The organism is Variovorax atrisoli (assembly GCF_014195185.1).
Classification (GTDB): Bacteria; Pseudomonadota; Gammaproteobacteria; order Burkholderiales; family Burkholderiaceae_C; genus Variovorax; species Variovorax atrisoli.
Map to the genome: position 1 here is coordinate 118,353 of NZ_JACIBG010000013.1, position 15,497 is coordinate 133,849.

Here is a 15,497-nt window from a genome sequence, read left to right on the forward strand (position 1 = left end):
CGGATGCCGCCGCGTGGTGCGCCAGCACGCCGGCATGAGTGAACGCTGCCGGGCCGGCGCCGGCGGCGCCCTTTCTAATTTTCTGGAGTGAGCGAGATGGCACGCACGGCGGCAACGACGCTGGATCTGGGGCATCACCCGATGTCCGCGAATTTCGTGGAACACCTGCGGGCATTGGCGCAAGGCCGGCCGGACGATGTCTGGCTCACGGTAGCGGGCGAAGCGGACGGTGCCTACTTCGAGAAGCCGATCACCTACGCTGTCTTCGAGGCGCGCGTTCGTGCGCTCGCGGCCTGCTTGCAGCGGCAGTTCGCCAAGGGCGAGCGTGCCCTGGTCATGCTGGACAACGACGACCACTATGCGGTGAGCATGCTGGCGTGCTTCTATGCAGGCGTGATCGCGGTGCCGGTGTTTCCGCCCGAATCGATGCGGCCGCAGCACCTCGCCCGGCTGACGGGCATAGCGGAGGATTCGCAGGCGCGCTGCGTACTCACCTCGGCGGCGATGCGCGCCGCGATGACCGGCGCGCCCGACGCGTTCGCACAGGCCGATATGGTCGCCGTCGATGAGGTGGATCTTGCCCTTGCCGATGCTTGGATGCCGTTCTCGCCCGCGGCGGACGATGCCGCGTTCCTGCAATACACCTCGGGCTCGACCTCTGCCCCCAAGGGTGTGATCGTGACCCACGGCAACCTCATCGCCAACGAGCGCGCCATCCGCGACGGAATGGGCATCGGCCCGGACGACAAGTTCGTGTCTTGGGCGCCGCTCTATCACGACATGGGTTTGATCGGCGGCCTCATGCAGCCCCTCTACAGCGGCATTCCGCTGGTGCTGACCTCGCCGCGCTACTTTCTCGAAAGCCCTGTTCGCTGGCTCGAGCTGATCTCGCGCCATCGCGCCACCCTGAGCGGTGGCCCCGACTTCGCCTACCGCCTCTGTCTCGACCGCGTGAGAGGTTCGCGCCTGGCGGGGCTGGATCTCTCGACATGGCGTGTCGCCTACACGGGCGCCGAGCCCGTGCGTGCCGACACCGAAACCGAATTCATCGAGCGATTCGCGCCTGCTGGTTTCGACCCCGATGCCGTGTATGCCTGCTACGGACTCGCGGAGGCGACGCTGTTCGTCACCGGCGGCCGGCGCGGTGCCGGACTGGTCGCGCGCACTTTCTCCGCCGATGCACTGGCAAGAGGTGAGGGCGCGGAGAGCGCCCAAGGCACGATGCTGGTCGGCTGCGGTGCCGCGCCGGACCGGCATGAGGTGCGCATCACCGATCCCGATTCGCTCGCTGCGCTCGAGGCGGGCCGCGTCGGAGAAATCTGGGCCGGCGGCCCGAGCATATGTGCCGGCTACTGGGGCAAGGAGCGCGAGACCCGCGAGACCTTCGCCATGCACGAGGGGCGACGCTGGCTGCGCACGGGCGACCTCGGCTTCATGCACGACGGGCAGCTCTACGTCACGGGTCGCATCAAGGACCTGATCATCGTGCGCGGGCACAACATCTACCCGCAGGACATCGAGCGCACGGTCGAGGCCGAGATCGATGCAGTGCGCAAGGGGCGCGTCGCCGCCTTCGCGGTGTCGGGGTCCGATGGCGAAGGCATCGGGGTGGCTGCGGAAGTTTCGCGCAGCATGCAGAAGCTCGTGCCGCCGAACGTGCTGGTCGATGCGTTGGGTGCCGCCGTCAGCGAGGTGTTCGGCGAGGCGCCTGCCGCCGTGGTGTTGCTCAATCCGGGCGCGCTGCCCAAGACGTCGAGCGGCAAGCTGCAACGCCAGGCGTGCCGTGCGGGGCTTGCGGCGCGCAACCTCGATGCTTATGCGATCCACGAACGCGGTGTCTTCACGCACGGCGGGAATGGGCTCTTCACCCAGCCGGAGGCGCCGGTGCTCGATGAAGTGGCGCTGGCGGTCTCGGCCATCTGGAAGGACGTGCTCAGGTGGCCCGAGGATCGTGAGCTCGCGCACGACGCGCATTTCTTCACCTCGGGCGGCAATTCGCTCGCAGCGGTTCAAGCCTGCGCGCATATTGCTCGGCAGTGGGGCATCGGGTTCGAGTTGCGCGACCTCTTCGAGCATCCCCGGCTGGCCGCCTGCGCCGCCGTCGTGCGAAATCGCAAGGACAGTCCGGTGCACGGCACCGCAGGCGTCGAGCCATTGTCCGCCGAGCGCCGGCTGCAGCCCTTGCCGCTGTCGCACGCACAGGAGCGCCAGTGGTTCCTGTGGAAGCTCGCGCCGCAGAGCACGGCCTACCACATGAGCGGCGCCCTTCGCCTGTCGGGCGTACTGGATGCCGCCGCCATGCACGCGGCATTCGAGGACATCGCCGCGCGCCACGAGTCGCTGCGCACGGTGTTCCTGGCAGGAGCAGACGGAACGGCCGAACAGCTGATCAGCCCGTCGTGGGCGCCGCTCCTGAACCTGATCGACCTGCGCCACCTCGCAACCGCTGCCGAGCGCGAAGCGCGCGCGGCAGATGAGGTGCAGCGCCTGCATGCCACGCCATTCGATCTGACGCAGGGGCCTTTGCTGCGCGTTGCGTTGATCCGCCTGTCCGACACTTCGCACCTGCTGGTGGTGGTGATGCATCACATCATTTCCGACAGCGCTTCGATGCAGGTGCTGCTCGATGAACTGGCTGCCGGCTACGCCGAAAGGCTCAAGGGCGATGCGCCTTCGCGCCGCGCTGCGGCGCGCATCCAGTATGTCGATCATGCGGCGTGGCAGCGCGACTGGCTGGCCGAAGGCGAGGCCGGGCGGCAGCTGGACTGGTGGCGCTCGCAGCTCGGCGAAGAGCATCCGGTGCTGGCGCTGCCGACAGACCATCCGCGCACGGCCCGCATCGGCTATCGCGCGGCACGCCATGGCGTCGAAGTGCCTGGAGATTTGCTGGCTGGCTTGCGCCGCTCGGCAGCAGCCGAGGGGGCCACGCTGTTCATGGTGCTTCTGGCCGGTTTCCAGGCGCTGCTGCATCGCTACAGTGGGCAGGAGGACATTCGCGTCGGCGCGCCGGTGGCGAATCGGCGCGGGGTCGAGGCGGCGAACATCATCGGTTTCTTCGTCAACACACTCGTGCTGCGCAACCGTATCGGCGCCCGCATGCGCCTGTCGGATGTCGTGGCGCAGGCGAAAGAGGCGGTGCTGGGCGCACAGATGCACCAGGACCTGCCGTTCGAGCAACTGGTCGAGGCGCTGCAGCCGCAGCGAAGCTTGAGCCAGAGCCCGCTGTTCCAGGTGATGTTCAATCACCTGATCGAAGACTACCGGGCGCTGGCACAGCTGCCGGGGCTCGAGGTGGCGCACCACGCGCTGCCGGATGGAGAGGCGCAATTCGAGCTCGTGCTGGAAGCCCGCGAGACGCCCGATGACCGGTTGACGCTGAGCCTGGTCTACGCCTCGGAGCTGTTCGACCGAGAGACAGTGAAGCGGATGGCGGGGCACTACCTGTCGGTGCTGCGGGCGTTGGTAGAGCAGCCGCAGCAGGCGGTGGGGGATGTGGTGCTGGTGAGCGAAGCCGAGCGCGCGCAGCTTGCGGCGTGGAGCGAGAACCCGCGCTGCCACGAGGATGCCCAACCGGTGCACCGCCAGATCGAGTCTCATGCAAGGCTCAAGCCTTCGGCACCCGCTTTGGTCTTCGGCGACGAAGCGCTGTGCTACGGCGAACTCAATGCCCGCGCGAACCAGTTGGCGCATCGACTGATTTCTCTTGGCGTGGGTCCCGATGTGCTTGTCGGTCTCTGCGTGGAGCGCTCCGTCGAGATGATGGTGGGCATCCTGGCGGTGCTCAAGGCCGGCGGCGCCTACGTACCCCTGGACCCCGAGTACCCGGCAGACCGCCTGTCCTACATGGTGCAGGACAGCGGCATTGCCTTGCTGCTGACCCAGAGCCACCTGCGCAGCCTGATTCCGGGTGCCGAAGTGCTCCAGGTACTGGAACTGGACACACTGGATACGTCCTCCGAATCCGATACCGATCCACAGGTTCCCTTGCACGGCGAACACCTGGCCTACGTGATCTACACGTCCGGCTCCACGGGCCGCCCCAAGGGAGCGGCCATTCGCCACAGTGCCCTGTTCAGTTGCATGGCCTGGATGCAGGAGTTCTACACCCTCGCCGGAGCGGACACGGTGCTGCACAAGGCCCCCTTCGGCTTCGACGTGTCGGTGTGGGAGATGTTCTGGCCGCTGACCTCGGGAGCGAGGCTGGTGATTGCCAACCCGGGTGACCACAGGGACCCGGTGCGGCTGGTCGAGTTGATCCAGAGACACCAGATCACGACGCTGAACTTCGTGCCCTCGATGCTGCAGGCGTTCCTGGCGTACGAGGGGATAGAGAAGACCACGAATCTCAAGCACATCATCTGCGGGGGAGAGGCCATGCCTGCGGCCACGCAGAGGGAGGCGCTGCAGAGGCTGAGCGGAGCGACGCTGCAGAACCTGTACGGGCCGACGGAGACGACGATCCACGTGACGCAGTGGACGTGCCGGGACGACGGCAGCAGCCAGGTGCCGATCGGGCGTCCGATCAGCCAGACGCAGGCGTACGTGCTGGACGGGAGCCTGAACGAGGTGCCTGTGGGCGTGGCGGGAGAGCTGTACCTGGGGGGCATCAATCTGGCGCGGGGCTACCTCAAGAGGGCGGGACTGACCGCCGAGCGCTTCATCGCAACAGAGAAGGGGCAGCGCCTGTACCGCACGGGAGACCTTGTGCGGTGGAACAACGAGGGTCAGCTGGAGTACCTGGGCCGGATCGACCACCAGGTGAAGGTGCGGGGGGTCCGCATCGAGCTGGGGGAGATCGAGGCGGGGTTGCAGGCCCAGGAGGAGGTGCGGGAGGCGGTGGTCGTGGCGAACGAGGGCCCGGCCGGGACCCGGCTGGTGGCCTACGTCTCGGGCAATGCAGGCCAGGTGATCGACACGGCAGCTCTGAAGCAGAAGCTGGGCGAGGCGCTGCCGGACTACATGGTTCCGAGCGTGATCGTGGAGTTGGAGGCGTTGCCGCTGAACGCGAACGGGAAGGTGGACCGCAAGGCGCTGCCCGTCCCCGCCATCACCAGCGACAAACCCTACGAGGCCCCGCAAGGCCCCATCGCCGAAACCATCGCCGCCATCTGGGCCGAAGTGCTGCAGATGGAGAAGGTCGGCATCCATGACAACTTCTTCGACCTCGGCGGGCACTCGCTGCTGCTGGTCAGCGTGCACCGCCTGCTCGAAGACAGGCTGCGCACTCCCGTCGCCCTGGTCCAGCTTTTCAAGTACCCCACGGTCGGTTCGCTGGCCCAGTGGATGGAGCGCGGCGCCGCCGAACCCGCGGCGTCGTCGCCCACGGCCGGCGACGACCGTGCGCTGCGCCAGCGCGCCGCCTTGCTTCAACGTCGCAAATCCGCGGAAAGAGTCAACTGATGAACACCATCAACGAACAGGCCGGGCAGGCCGATGCGGCCGCCACCACCGGCATCGAGATCGCCATCGTCGGCATGGCGGGGCGCTTCCCTGGCGCCGACGATGTCGACACGTTCTGGCGCAACGTCCGCGACGGCGTGGAGTCCGTCGCCGGCTTCACCGATGAGCAGCTGCGCGCCCGAGGCATTTCGCAGGAGCTGCTCGACGATCCGGCCTATGTGAAGGCGGGCGTCCAGTTCAAGGGCTTCGACCAGTTCGATGCCGGCTTCTTCGGTTACTCGCCGCGCGAGGCCGAGTATCTCGATCCGCAACAGCGCATCTTCCTGGAGTGCGCGTGGGCCGCGCTGGAGCACGCCGGCTGCGACGCGCACAGCTGGCCGGGCAAGATCGGCGTCTACGCGGGCGAGGGCCCCAACCTGTACCTCATGCGGCACCTGCTGCCGGCGTTCGGCCTGGGTGACGGGCGAGGCATCGCCGACCTGCTGGGCCTGATGAGCGGCAACTCCGGCGGATCGCTGTGCACCCGCGTGGCCTACAAGCTCAACCTGCGTGGCCCGGCCGTCACGGTGCAGACCGCCTGCTCGACCTCGCTTGCCGCGGTGCACACAGCCTGCCAGTCGCTGCTGGGCTACGACTGCGACATGGCACTTGCCGGCGGCGTGTGGCTCAACCTGCTGCAGGACAACGGGTACCTCTACCAGGCCGGAGCCATTCTTTCGCCCGATGGCCGCTGCCGCGCCTTCGATGAGAAGGCCGCGGGCACGGTGATCGGCAGCGGCGCAGGCATCGTGGTGCTCAAGCGCCTCGACGACGCGCTGCGCGACGGGGACACCATCCACGCCGTCATCAAGGGTTCCGCCGCCAACAACGACGGCGCCGACAAGGTCGGCTTCACCGCGCCCAGCGTCAACGGGCAGGCCGAGGCCATCCGCGCTGCCCAGCTGATCGCCGGCGTGCCCGCCGAATCCGTGGGCTACATCGAGACGCACGGCACCGGCACGGTGCTCGGCGACCCCATCGAACTGGCCGCGCTGACGCAGGCCTTCCATGCCGATTCAGGCCGCGCCGGGTACTGCGCCATCGGCTCCGTCAAGACCAACGTAGGCCACCTCGATGCTGCGGCTGGCGTCACCGGCCTCATCAAGACGGTGATGGCGCTGAAGCACAGGACACTGCCGGCGAGCCTGCATTTCGAACGGCCCAATCCGCAGATCGACTTCGCGGCGAGCCCGTTCTACGTCAATGCCGCCACCAAGGCATGGCCCGCGGGCACCACGCCGCGACGGGCGGGGGTCAGCTCGTTCGGCATCGGCGGTACCAATGTGCATGTGGTGCTCGAAGAGGCACCGGCTGTGAAACCGGTCGAAGGATCGTCCAGCTGGCAGGTGCTGCCGCTGTCGGCCCAGAACGCTTCCGCCCTGCAGCAGGCCGGCCGGCAACTGGGCCGCCATCTCGAAGCGTCGAGCGACCAGTCGCTTGCAGACATCGCGCACACGCTGCAGAGCGGCCGTCGCGCGCAGCCGTTGCGCGCGGCCATCGTCGCCAACGGCAATGCCATGGCCGCACAGACACTGCTGTCGTCCGAGGGCGGGTTCGAGCAAGTGATGCGCGCGCCAGCCACCGCGCCCGAGGTTGCCTTCCTTTTCCCCGGCGGCGGCACGCAGCACGCCAACATGGGCGCGGCTCTGTACCGCGACGACCCGGTGTTTCGCGGCGAAGTCGACCGCTGCTGCGCTCTGCTGAACGATGCGATGGGCATGGACCTGCGCCAGCTGCTGTACCCGGCGGCCGGTGCCGAAGCCGCAGCCGATCACAAGCTGTCATGCATCGAATACACGCAGCCGGTGCTGTTCATCGTCGAGTACGCGATGGCCCGCGCCTGGATGGCGCGCGGCGTGCAGCCCGCGATGATGCTGGGCCACAGCCTCGGCGAATACGTGGCGGCCTGCCTGGCCGGCGTGTTCAGCCTGGAAGACGCGCTGCGCATCGTCACCGCGCGCGGCCGCCTGATGCAGTCGATGCCCGCCGGCGCGATGACGGCCATCGCGCTGACCGAGGCTGAGCTCGCACCGTTCCTCCAGGCCGGCTGCGACATCGCGGCGATCAATGGCGAGCAGCTGTGCGTGCTCGCGGGGCCGTTGCAGGCCGTCGAGGCGGCCGAGAAGCAGCTGTCCGCCCGCGGCCTGCTGCCGCGCCGCCTGCATGTCGCCATTGCGTCGCACTCGGCCATGACCGAGTCCATCGTGGGGGAACTGCAGCAGGTGGTCGCGTCGGTGCCGCGCCAGGCGCCGCGCATCCCGTTCATCTCCAACGTCACCGGCAAGCCGATCACTGCTGAACAGGCTGTGGACCCTGCCTACTGGGGGAGCCATCTGCGCAGTACCGTGCGCTTCGCCGACGGGCTGGCTGTGCTGTTCGAGGCGCCCGGCCGAGTCGTGCTCGAAGTGGGCCCTGGCGAAACGCTGACCGGGCTCGCGCGCCAGCATCCGCTGGCTGCGTCGGCCGCGGGCATCTGGGCCAGCCAGGCACATCCGCAGCAGCAGGCTCGCAACGAGCGGCAACTGGCCAGCGTCACCGGCGCGCTCTGGTGCGCCGGCGTGGAGATCGACTGGGCCGCCTGCCGCGCAGGCCAGCCGCGTCGGCAGGTACCGCTGCCTACCTATCCGTTCCAGCGCCAGTCGTACTGGGTCGAAGCTGGCAGTTTCGAGGGCGGTGCCAAGGCCGGTGCGACAGGCGCGCCGACCGACGCGTTCTACGTGCCCACCTGGAAGCGCACCGAACCGCTGCTGCCCGTGCAGACCCCTGCGCCGGCCGGCACATGCACGCTGGTGTTCGGCGAGACACGCAGCCTCACGGACAGCCTCATCCGCCACCTGCACCAGGATGCCGACACGCACCCGGTGGTCTGGGTGGAACAGGGGCCGGCTTTCGTGGAGATCAGCCCGCGCCACTACGCGGTGCGTCCGGGCGAGCGTGCCGACCACGAGCAGGTGCTGCGCAAGGTGCAGGCCGAGCTGGGACCGGTCTCGAAGATCCATCACTTGTGGGGTGTTGACGACGAACTCGCGGCACCTTCGCAGTCGGACCAGATTCTGGAGCGCGGTTTCTTCAGCCTGCTGGCTCTCGCGCAGGCGCTGGACGCCGTGTCGGGCGGCAGCGAACGCAAGCTGGTGATCCAGGTCGTCGCCAACCAGATGGAGGATGTCAGCGGGCTGGAGCCCCTGTGCCCCGAGAAGGCCACGCTGTTCAGCCTGGCCAAGGTGATCGGACAGGAGTATCCGCACATCGACTGCCGCGTGACCGACGTGGTGTTGCCCGTGCCCGGCAGCGACGCGGAGGCATGGCTGGTGAAGCAGCTTGCGGCCGACGTGCTGGCGCGTCATGACGAACCCCTGGTGGCATATCGCGGACCGCACCGCTGGGTGAAGGCTTATGAGCCGCTGGCCCTGCCGGCACCGGGCGCCGGGCCGCAGCAGCGGCTGCGCACGCACGGCGTCTACCTGATCACCGGCGGCCTCGGCGGCGTCGGGCTCTCCGTGGCGCGGCACCTTGCGAAGTCGTGGCAGGCGAAGCTGGTGCTGTTCGGGCGCACCCCGCTGCCGGAGCGCAGCGCCTGGGAAGCGCTGGCCGCATCGCCCGAGCAGCCGGAGGCATTGCGCCGGAAGCTGCTGCAGCTGCTGGAACTCGAGGCGCTGGGCGGCGAAGTGCTCGTGCTGTCGGCGGATGTGGCCGACGAGGCGCAGATGCAGGCAGCCGCCGCGCAGGCCCGGGCGCGCTTCGGCGCCATCCACGGCGTGATCCATGCCGCGGGCCATGCCAACAGCGGGATGATCGGCCAGCGCACCCGTGCCATGGTCGATGCCGTGTTCGCCCCCAAGTTGCGCGGCACGCAGGCGCTGCTCGAAGCGGTGCGCGAGGACGCACTCGATTTCGTGCTCTTCTGTTCGTCGATTTCCGCCATGGCCGGCGGCCTGGGCATGAGCGACTACGCCGCTGCCAACGCGTATCTCGATGCACTGGCGGCACAGGTGCAGCGCAGCGCCCGCCACGCCGTCTTCTCTGTCAACTGGGACGCCTGGCGCGACCTCGGCATGGCCGCGGGCATGGTGCTGCCCGAAAGCGTCGGCATGGACGGCCCCGAGGGCGCGCTGGTGCTGGAGCGCATCGTCAACGGCCCGGCGTTCTCGCAGGTGGTGATCTCCACGACCGACCTGGCGCAGCGCCTCGGCGAACTCGACAGCGGCATGCTCGAACTGATCGAGTCCGGTCCCCTGGCCCATGCGGGGCGCGCCGGCCGCCGCAACCATCCGCGCCCTGCACTCGACACATCCTACGTTGCGCCCGATGGCGACCTCGAAACCGGGCTCGCGGCGGTCTGGCAGGACATGCTGGGCATCACCGCCGTCGGCATCCACGACAACCTGTTCGAACTGGGGGGCGATTCGCTGCTTGCCATCCAGATCCTGGCGCGCGTGCGCAAGGCCTACGAGATCGAACTCCACCCGGCCGCCTTCTTCAAGGCGCCAACCATCGCCGACCTGGCCCTGCTGGTCGAGACCCGCCTGATCGAAGAGATCGAGAACGGCGAAAGCAGCGAGAGCAAAGCCCCGGCCGATGCCGCCACCGTCTGAAACAAGCACCGCAATGCCCGAAATCCAGGATATCTCCGCACGCCGCGCCAGCCTGAGCGCCGAACAACGCGCCAGGCTGAAAGAGCGGCTGCGCGGCGCGCACGTGGCCGGCACGCGCGAAACCGAAAGCGCCATTCCCCCGCGTCCGCAGAAAGACCGGGCACCGCTGTCCTTCGCCCAGCGCCGCCAGTGGTTCCTGTGGAAGCTGGACCCGGCCCGCACGGCCTATCACCTGAGCGGCGGCCTGGCGCTCTCGGGGAATCTGGATGTCGAGGCCCTGCGCGCGAGCGTGCAGGCGCTGGTCGACCGACACGAGTCGCTGCGCACCGTCTTCCGCGAGGAAGGCGATGGCGAAGTGGAGCAGGTCATTCTGGATACCCTGCCGGTCGCGCTGCCCTGCATCGACCTGAGCACGCTGGAGGCCGGGGCCCGCGAGGCCGCCATCGAGCATGAGGTGCGCGGCATTCGCACCGAGCCCTTCGACCTCACGCGCGGCCCGCTGATGCGCACCGTGCTGCTGAAGACCGGTGCGCAGGCGCATCGGTTGCTGGTCGTGATGCACCATATCGTGTCCGACGGATGGTCCGTGCAGCTCACGCTGGACGAACTGGCTGCGCAGTACGCAGCACGTGTGCAGGGGCGTCCGATGGCCCAGCCCGCGCTGCCTGTGCAGTACGCCGACTACGCCGTCTGGCAGAACCAGTGGCTCGAAGGCGGAGAGGGCGAACGCCAGCTCGCGTGGTGGCGCGATCACCTGGGCACCGAGCAGCCGGTGATCTCCCTGCACACCGACCGGCCGCGCAACGCCGATGGACGCTATGGCTCGGCGCGCGTCACGGTCGCGTTGCCGGCCGATACCGTCGCACGCCTGCGCCAGCAGGCCCAGGGGCAGGGCGCGACGCTGTTCATGGCGTTGCTCGCTGGCTTCAATGCGCTGCTGTTCCGGCACACGGGGCAGACCGATGCGCGCGTCGGCGTGCCCATTGCCAACCGCAACCGGGCGGAGACGGCGGGCGTCGTGGGGTTCTTCGTCAACACGCAGGTGCTGCGTGCGCGTATCGATGCGCGCATGACGCTGGCAGAGCTGTTCGTGCAGACACGCGACACGGCGATCGGTGCGCAGACGCACCAGGACCTGCCGTTCGAGCAACTGGTCGGGGCGTTGCGGCCCGAACGCAGCCTCAGCGCAAACCCGCTGTTCCAGGTGATGTTCAACCATGTCCGGCGCGACCATCGTTCGCTGGCCGAGTGGCCGGGCGTGTCGGTGCAGCGACTGGACTTCGAGGAAGAGGACGCGCAGTTCGAGCTGACGCTGCAGACACTGGAGCTCGAGGACGGCAGCGTGGAGGCGACATTTCTCTACGCGGATGAGCTGTTCGACCGAGAGACAGTGAAGCGGATGGCGGGGCACTACCTGTCGGTGCTGCGGGCGTTGGTCGAGCGGCCGCAGCAGGCGGTGGGGGATGTGGTGCTGGTGAGCGAAGCCGAGCGCGCGCAGCTTGCGGCGTGGAGCGAGAACGATCGGCGCCACGAGGGCGAGCAACCGGTGCACCGGCAGATCGAGTCGCATGCACGGCTCAAGCCGCAGGCGCCTGCACTGGTCTTCGGCGACGAAGCGCTGTGCTACGGCGAACTCAATGCCCGCGCGAACCAGTTGGCGCATCGACTGATTTCTCTTGGCGTGGGCCCCGATGTGCTGGTCGGCCTGTGCGTGGAACGCTCCGTCGAGATGATGGTGGGCATCCTGGCGGTGCTCAAGGCGGGCGGTGCCTACGTGCCCCTGGACCCCGAGTACCCGGCAGACCGCCTGTCCTACATGGTGCAGGACAGCGGCATTGCCTTGCTGCTGACCCAGAGCCACCTGCGCAGCCTGATCCCGGGTGCCGAAGCGCTCCAGGTGCTGGAACTGGACACCCTGGATACGTCCTGCGAGTCCGATGCAGATCCCCGGGTGAAGCTGCACGGCGAACACCTGGCCTACGTGATCTACACGTCCGGCTCCACGGGCCGCCCCAAGGGAGCGGCCATTCGCCACAGTGCCCTGTTCAGCTGCATGGCCTGGATGCAGGAGTTCTACACCCTCGCCGGAGCGGACACGGTGCTGCACAAGGCCCCCTTCGGCTTCGACGTGTCGGTGTGGGAGATGTTCTGGCCGCTGACCTCGGGAGCGGGGCTGGTGATCGCCAACCCGGGAGACCACAGGGACCCGGTGCGGCTGGTCGAGTTGATCCGCAAGCACCAGATCACGACGCTGAACTTCGTGCCCTCGATGCTGCAGGCGTTCCTGGCGTACGAGGGGATAGAGGAGACCACGAATCTCAAGCACATCATCTGCGGGGGAGAGGCCATGCCTGCGGCCACGCAGAGGGAGGCGCTCCAACGCCTCACTGGGGCGACACTGCAGAACCTGTACGGGCCGACGGAGACGACGATCCACGTGACTCAGTGGACGTGCCGGGACGACGGCAGCAGCCAGGTGCCGATCGGGCGTCCGATCAGCCAGACGCAGGCGTACGTGCTGGACGGGAGCCTGAACGAGGTGCCGGCAGGCGTGGCAGGAGAGTTGTACCTGGGGGGCATCAATCTGGCGCGGGGGTACCTGAAGCGAGCCGCATTGACCGCCGAACGCTTCATTGCCGCCAGCAATGGAAGCAGGCTGTACCGCACGGGAGACCTTGTGCGGTGGAACAACGAGGGTCAGCTGGACTACCTGGGTCGGATCGACCACCAGGTGAAGGTGCGGGGCTTCCGCATCGAGCTGGGGGAGATCGAGGCGGGGCTGCAGGCCCAGGAGGAGGTGCGGGAGGCGGTGGTCGTGGCGAACGAGGGCCCGGCCGGGACCCGGCTGGTGGCCTATGTCTCGGGCCAAGGCATCGATACGGCAGTGCTCAAGCAGAAGCTGGGCGAGGCGCTGCCGGACTACATGGTTCCGAGCGTGATCGTGGAGCTGCAGGCGCTGCCGCTGAACGCGAACGGGAAGGTGGATCGCAAGGCGCTGCCTGCGCCGGAGTTCACGAGCGAGAGGGCGTACGAGGCGCCCGAGGGGGAGGTCGAGCAGACCCTGGCATCGATCTGGGCCGAAGTACTCGGAGTGGCTCGCGTGGGCCGCAACGACAACTTCTTCGAACTCGGCGGCGACTCCATCCTCAGTCTCAAGGTGACGGCACGAGCAGCCAGGGCCGGCGTGCAGCTGAATCCCCGACAGGTGTTTGAGCACCAGAGCCTTTCGCGCATCGCCCAGGCCATCGGCACCGGCCAGTCTTCAGTGACGCCGACCATCCCCGTGCTGACTGCTGAGCAGCGCGCCGGTACGCTGGCTCTTTCCCATGCACAGATGCGCCAGTGGTTCATGTGGCAGCTCGATCCGTCGAGCACCGCGTACCACATCAGCGGCGCGTTGAAGCTGAAAGGTAGGCTCGACGTGGAGGCCCTGCGTGCGAGCTTCGATGCGCTGGTGCTGCGTCACGAATCGCTGCGTACCGTGTTCCGCACCGACGCCCAGGGCCTGGCGCGGCAACTGATCCGCGAAGCCGGGCCGGTCGACATCGCCATGGTCGACCTCGTGGCACTGCACTCCCCGCAGGAGCGTGAAACGCGCAGCAGGGAAGAAGCCCTGCGCCTGAGCCACACTCCCTTCGACCTGGCCGAAGGCCCGCTGCTGCGGGTCGGCTTGATCCGCCTCGCGCCCGAGGAGCACATGCTCGTCGTGGTGATGCATCACATCGTGTCCGACGGCTGGTCGATGCAGGTCATCGTCGACGAATTCGTGGCGCAGTACGGCGCGCGCGTGCAAGGCAAGGAGGCAACGCTGTCGTCGCTGCCGATCCAGTACGCCGACTACGCCGCATGGCAGCGCGATTGGCTCGAGGCCGGCGAGCGTGAGCGCCAGCTGGCTTACTGGACGCAACACCTCGGCGCCGGGCAGCCGACACTGCAACTGCCCACCGATCACGCCAGAAGAGCCGACGGCCGCTACAGCGCCGTGCGGCATGGCTTCGAACTGCCGGGCGACCTCGTGCAGCGGTTGTACCGGCGCCTGCAAGGCCATGGCGCGACGCTCTTCATGGGATTGCTCGCAGGCTTCCAGGTACTGCTCAGCCGCTACACCGGCGAACTGGACATTCGCGTGGGCGTTCCGGTTGCCAACCGTCACCGCGCCGAGACCGAAAGCGTGATCGGCTTCTTCGTCAACACGCAGCTGTTGCGCAGCGTGCTGGACAGCCGCGAGAGCCTCACGCAGGTGCTGGCGCGCGCGAAGGAGGCCGCGCTGGGCGCGCAGGCCCACCAGGACCTGCCGTTCGAGCAGCTGGTGGAGGCATTGCAGCCAGAACGCAGCCTGAGCACCAGCCCGCTGTTCCAGGTCATGTTCAACCACCAGCGTGGCGACCTGAAGGCGCTGCAGGATCTGCCGGGGCTCACGCTGACCGAATGCGACCTTCGTGCGCAGGCCGCGCAGTTCGAACTGACGTTGGAAACCAGCGAGAGCGCCGATGGCCGTGTGTGGGCGAGCTTCAGCTATGCCGAAGAACTGTTCGAGCCTCAGACCATCGAGCGCATGGCGGATCACTACCTCGCGGTGTTGGAGGCGCTGGCCGAGCGGCCGCAACAGTCGATGGGCGATGTGGCGATGCTCGGGGTGTCTGAGCAGGAACAGCTGAAGGCGTGGAGCGAGAACCCGCAGCGCCACGAAGACGTAGAGCCTGTTCATCGCCTGATCGAGCGCCATGCGAAGCAGCACCCTGAAGCACCCGCACTGGTGTTCGGCGAAGAGACCCTGAGCTATGGCGAACTCAACGCGAGGGCGAACCGGCTTGCACATCGGCTGATGGCCCAGGGCGTGGGCCCCGAGGTGCTGGTGGGCATCGCGGTGGAGCGCTCGGTGGAGATGGTGGTGGGGGTCCTGGGGATCGTGAAGGCCGGAGGTGCGTACGTGCCGCTGGACCCGGAGTACCCGGGGGACCGGCTGGCGTACATGGTCGAGGACAGCGGCATCGGGATGCTGCTGACGCAGAGCCACCTGCGTGCACTGGTGCCTGTCGCTGGAGTGGCCAAGGTGCTCGAACTCGACACGCTGGACCTCTCCGGCGAGCCCGACAGCAACCCGGAAGTCGAGCTTCACGGCGAACACCTGGCCTACGTGATCTACACGTCAGGTTCGACGGGCCGTCCGAAGGGTGCCGCGAACCGTCACCGCTCGCTGCACAACCGGCTGGCGTGGATGCAGCAGGCCTACGAGCTGGGTGAAGCAGACACAGTCTTGCAGAAGACCCCGTTCAGCTTCGACGTGTCGGTGTGGGAGTTCTTCTGGCCGCTGATGTACGGAGCGAAGCTGGTGGTGGCCCACCCCGGAGACCACCGGGACCCGCAGCGGTTGGTGGAGCTGATCGGTGAGCACCAGGTCAACACGCTGCACTTCGTGCCCTCGATGCTGCAGGCGTTCCTGGCGTACGAGGGGGCGAAGACGTG

The 15,497-nt window shown here is 67.9% G+C and carries 3 protein-coding genes; all 3 read left to right on the forward strand.

Annotation, left to right across the window (positions count from 1 at the left end):
- The first annotated feature begins 96 nt into the window (after positions 1–96).
- Positions 97–5,400 carry a non-ribosomal peptide synthetase gene (locus tag FHY06_RS32515; protein WP_184607464.1) on the forward strand — a complete coding sequence of 1,768 codons (5,304 nt, stop codon included), beginning with the start codon at positions 97–99 and terminating at the stop codon, positions 5,398–5,400.
- Positions 5,400–10,031: a type I polyketide synthase gene (locus tag FHY06_RS32520; protein WP_184607465.1), complete on the forward strand. Its 4,632-nt coding sequence runs from the start codon at positions 5,400–5,402 to the stop codon at positions 10,029–10,031. The genes FHY06_RS32515 and FHY06_RS32520 overlap by 1 nt, the downstream gene beginning before the upstream one ends.
- Before the next feature lie 13 nt (positions 10,032–10,044).
- The coding region (locus FHY06_RS32525; protein ID WP_184607466.1) for a non-ribosomal peptide synthetase at positions 10,045–15,497 on the forward strand (5,453 nt) is incomplete at its 3' end.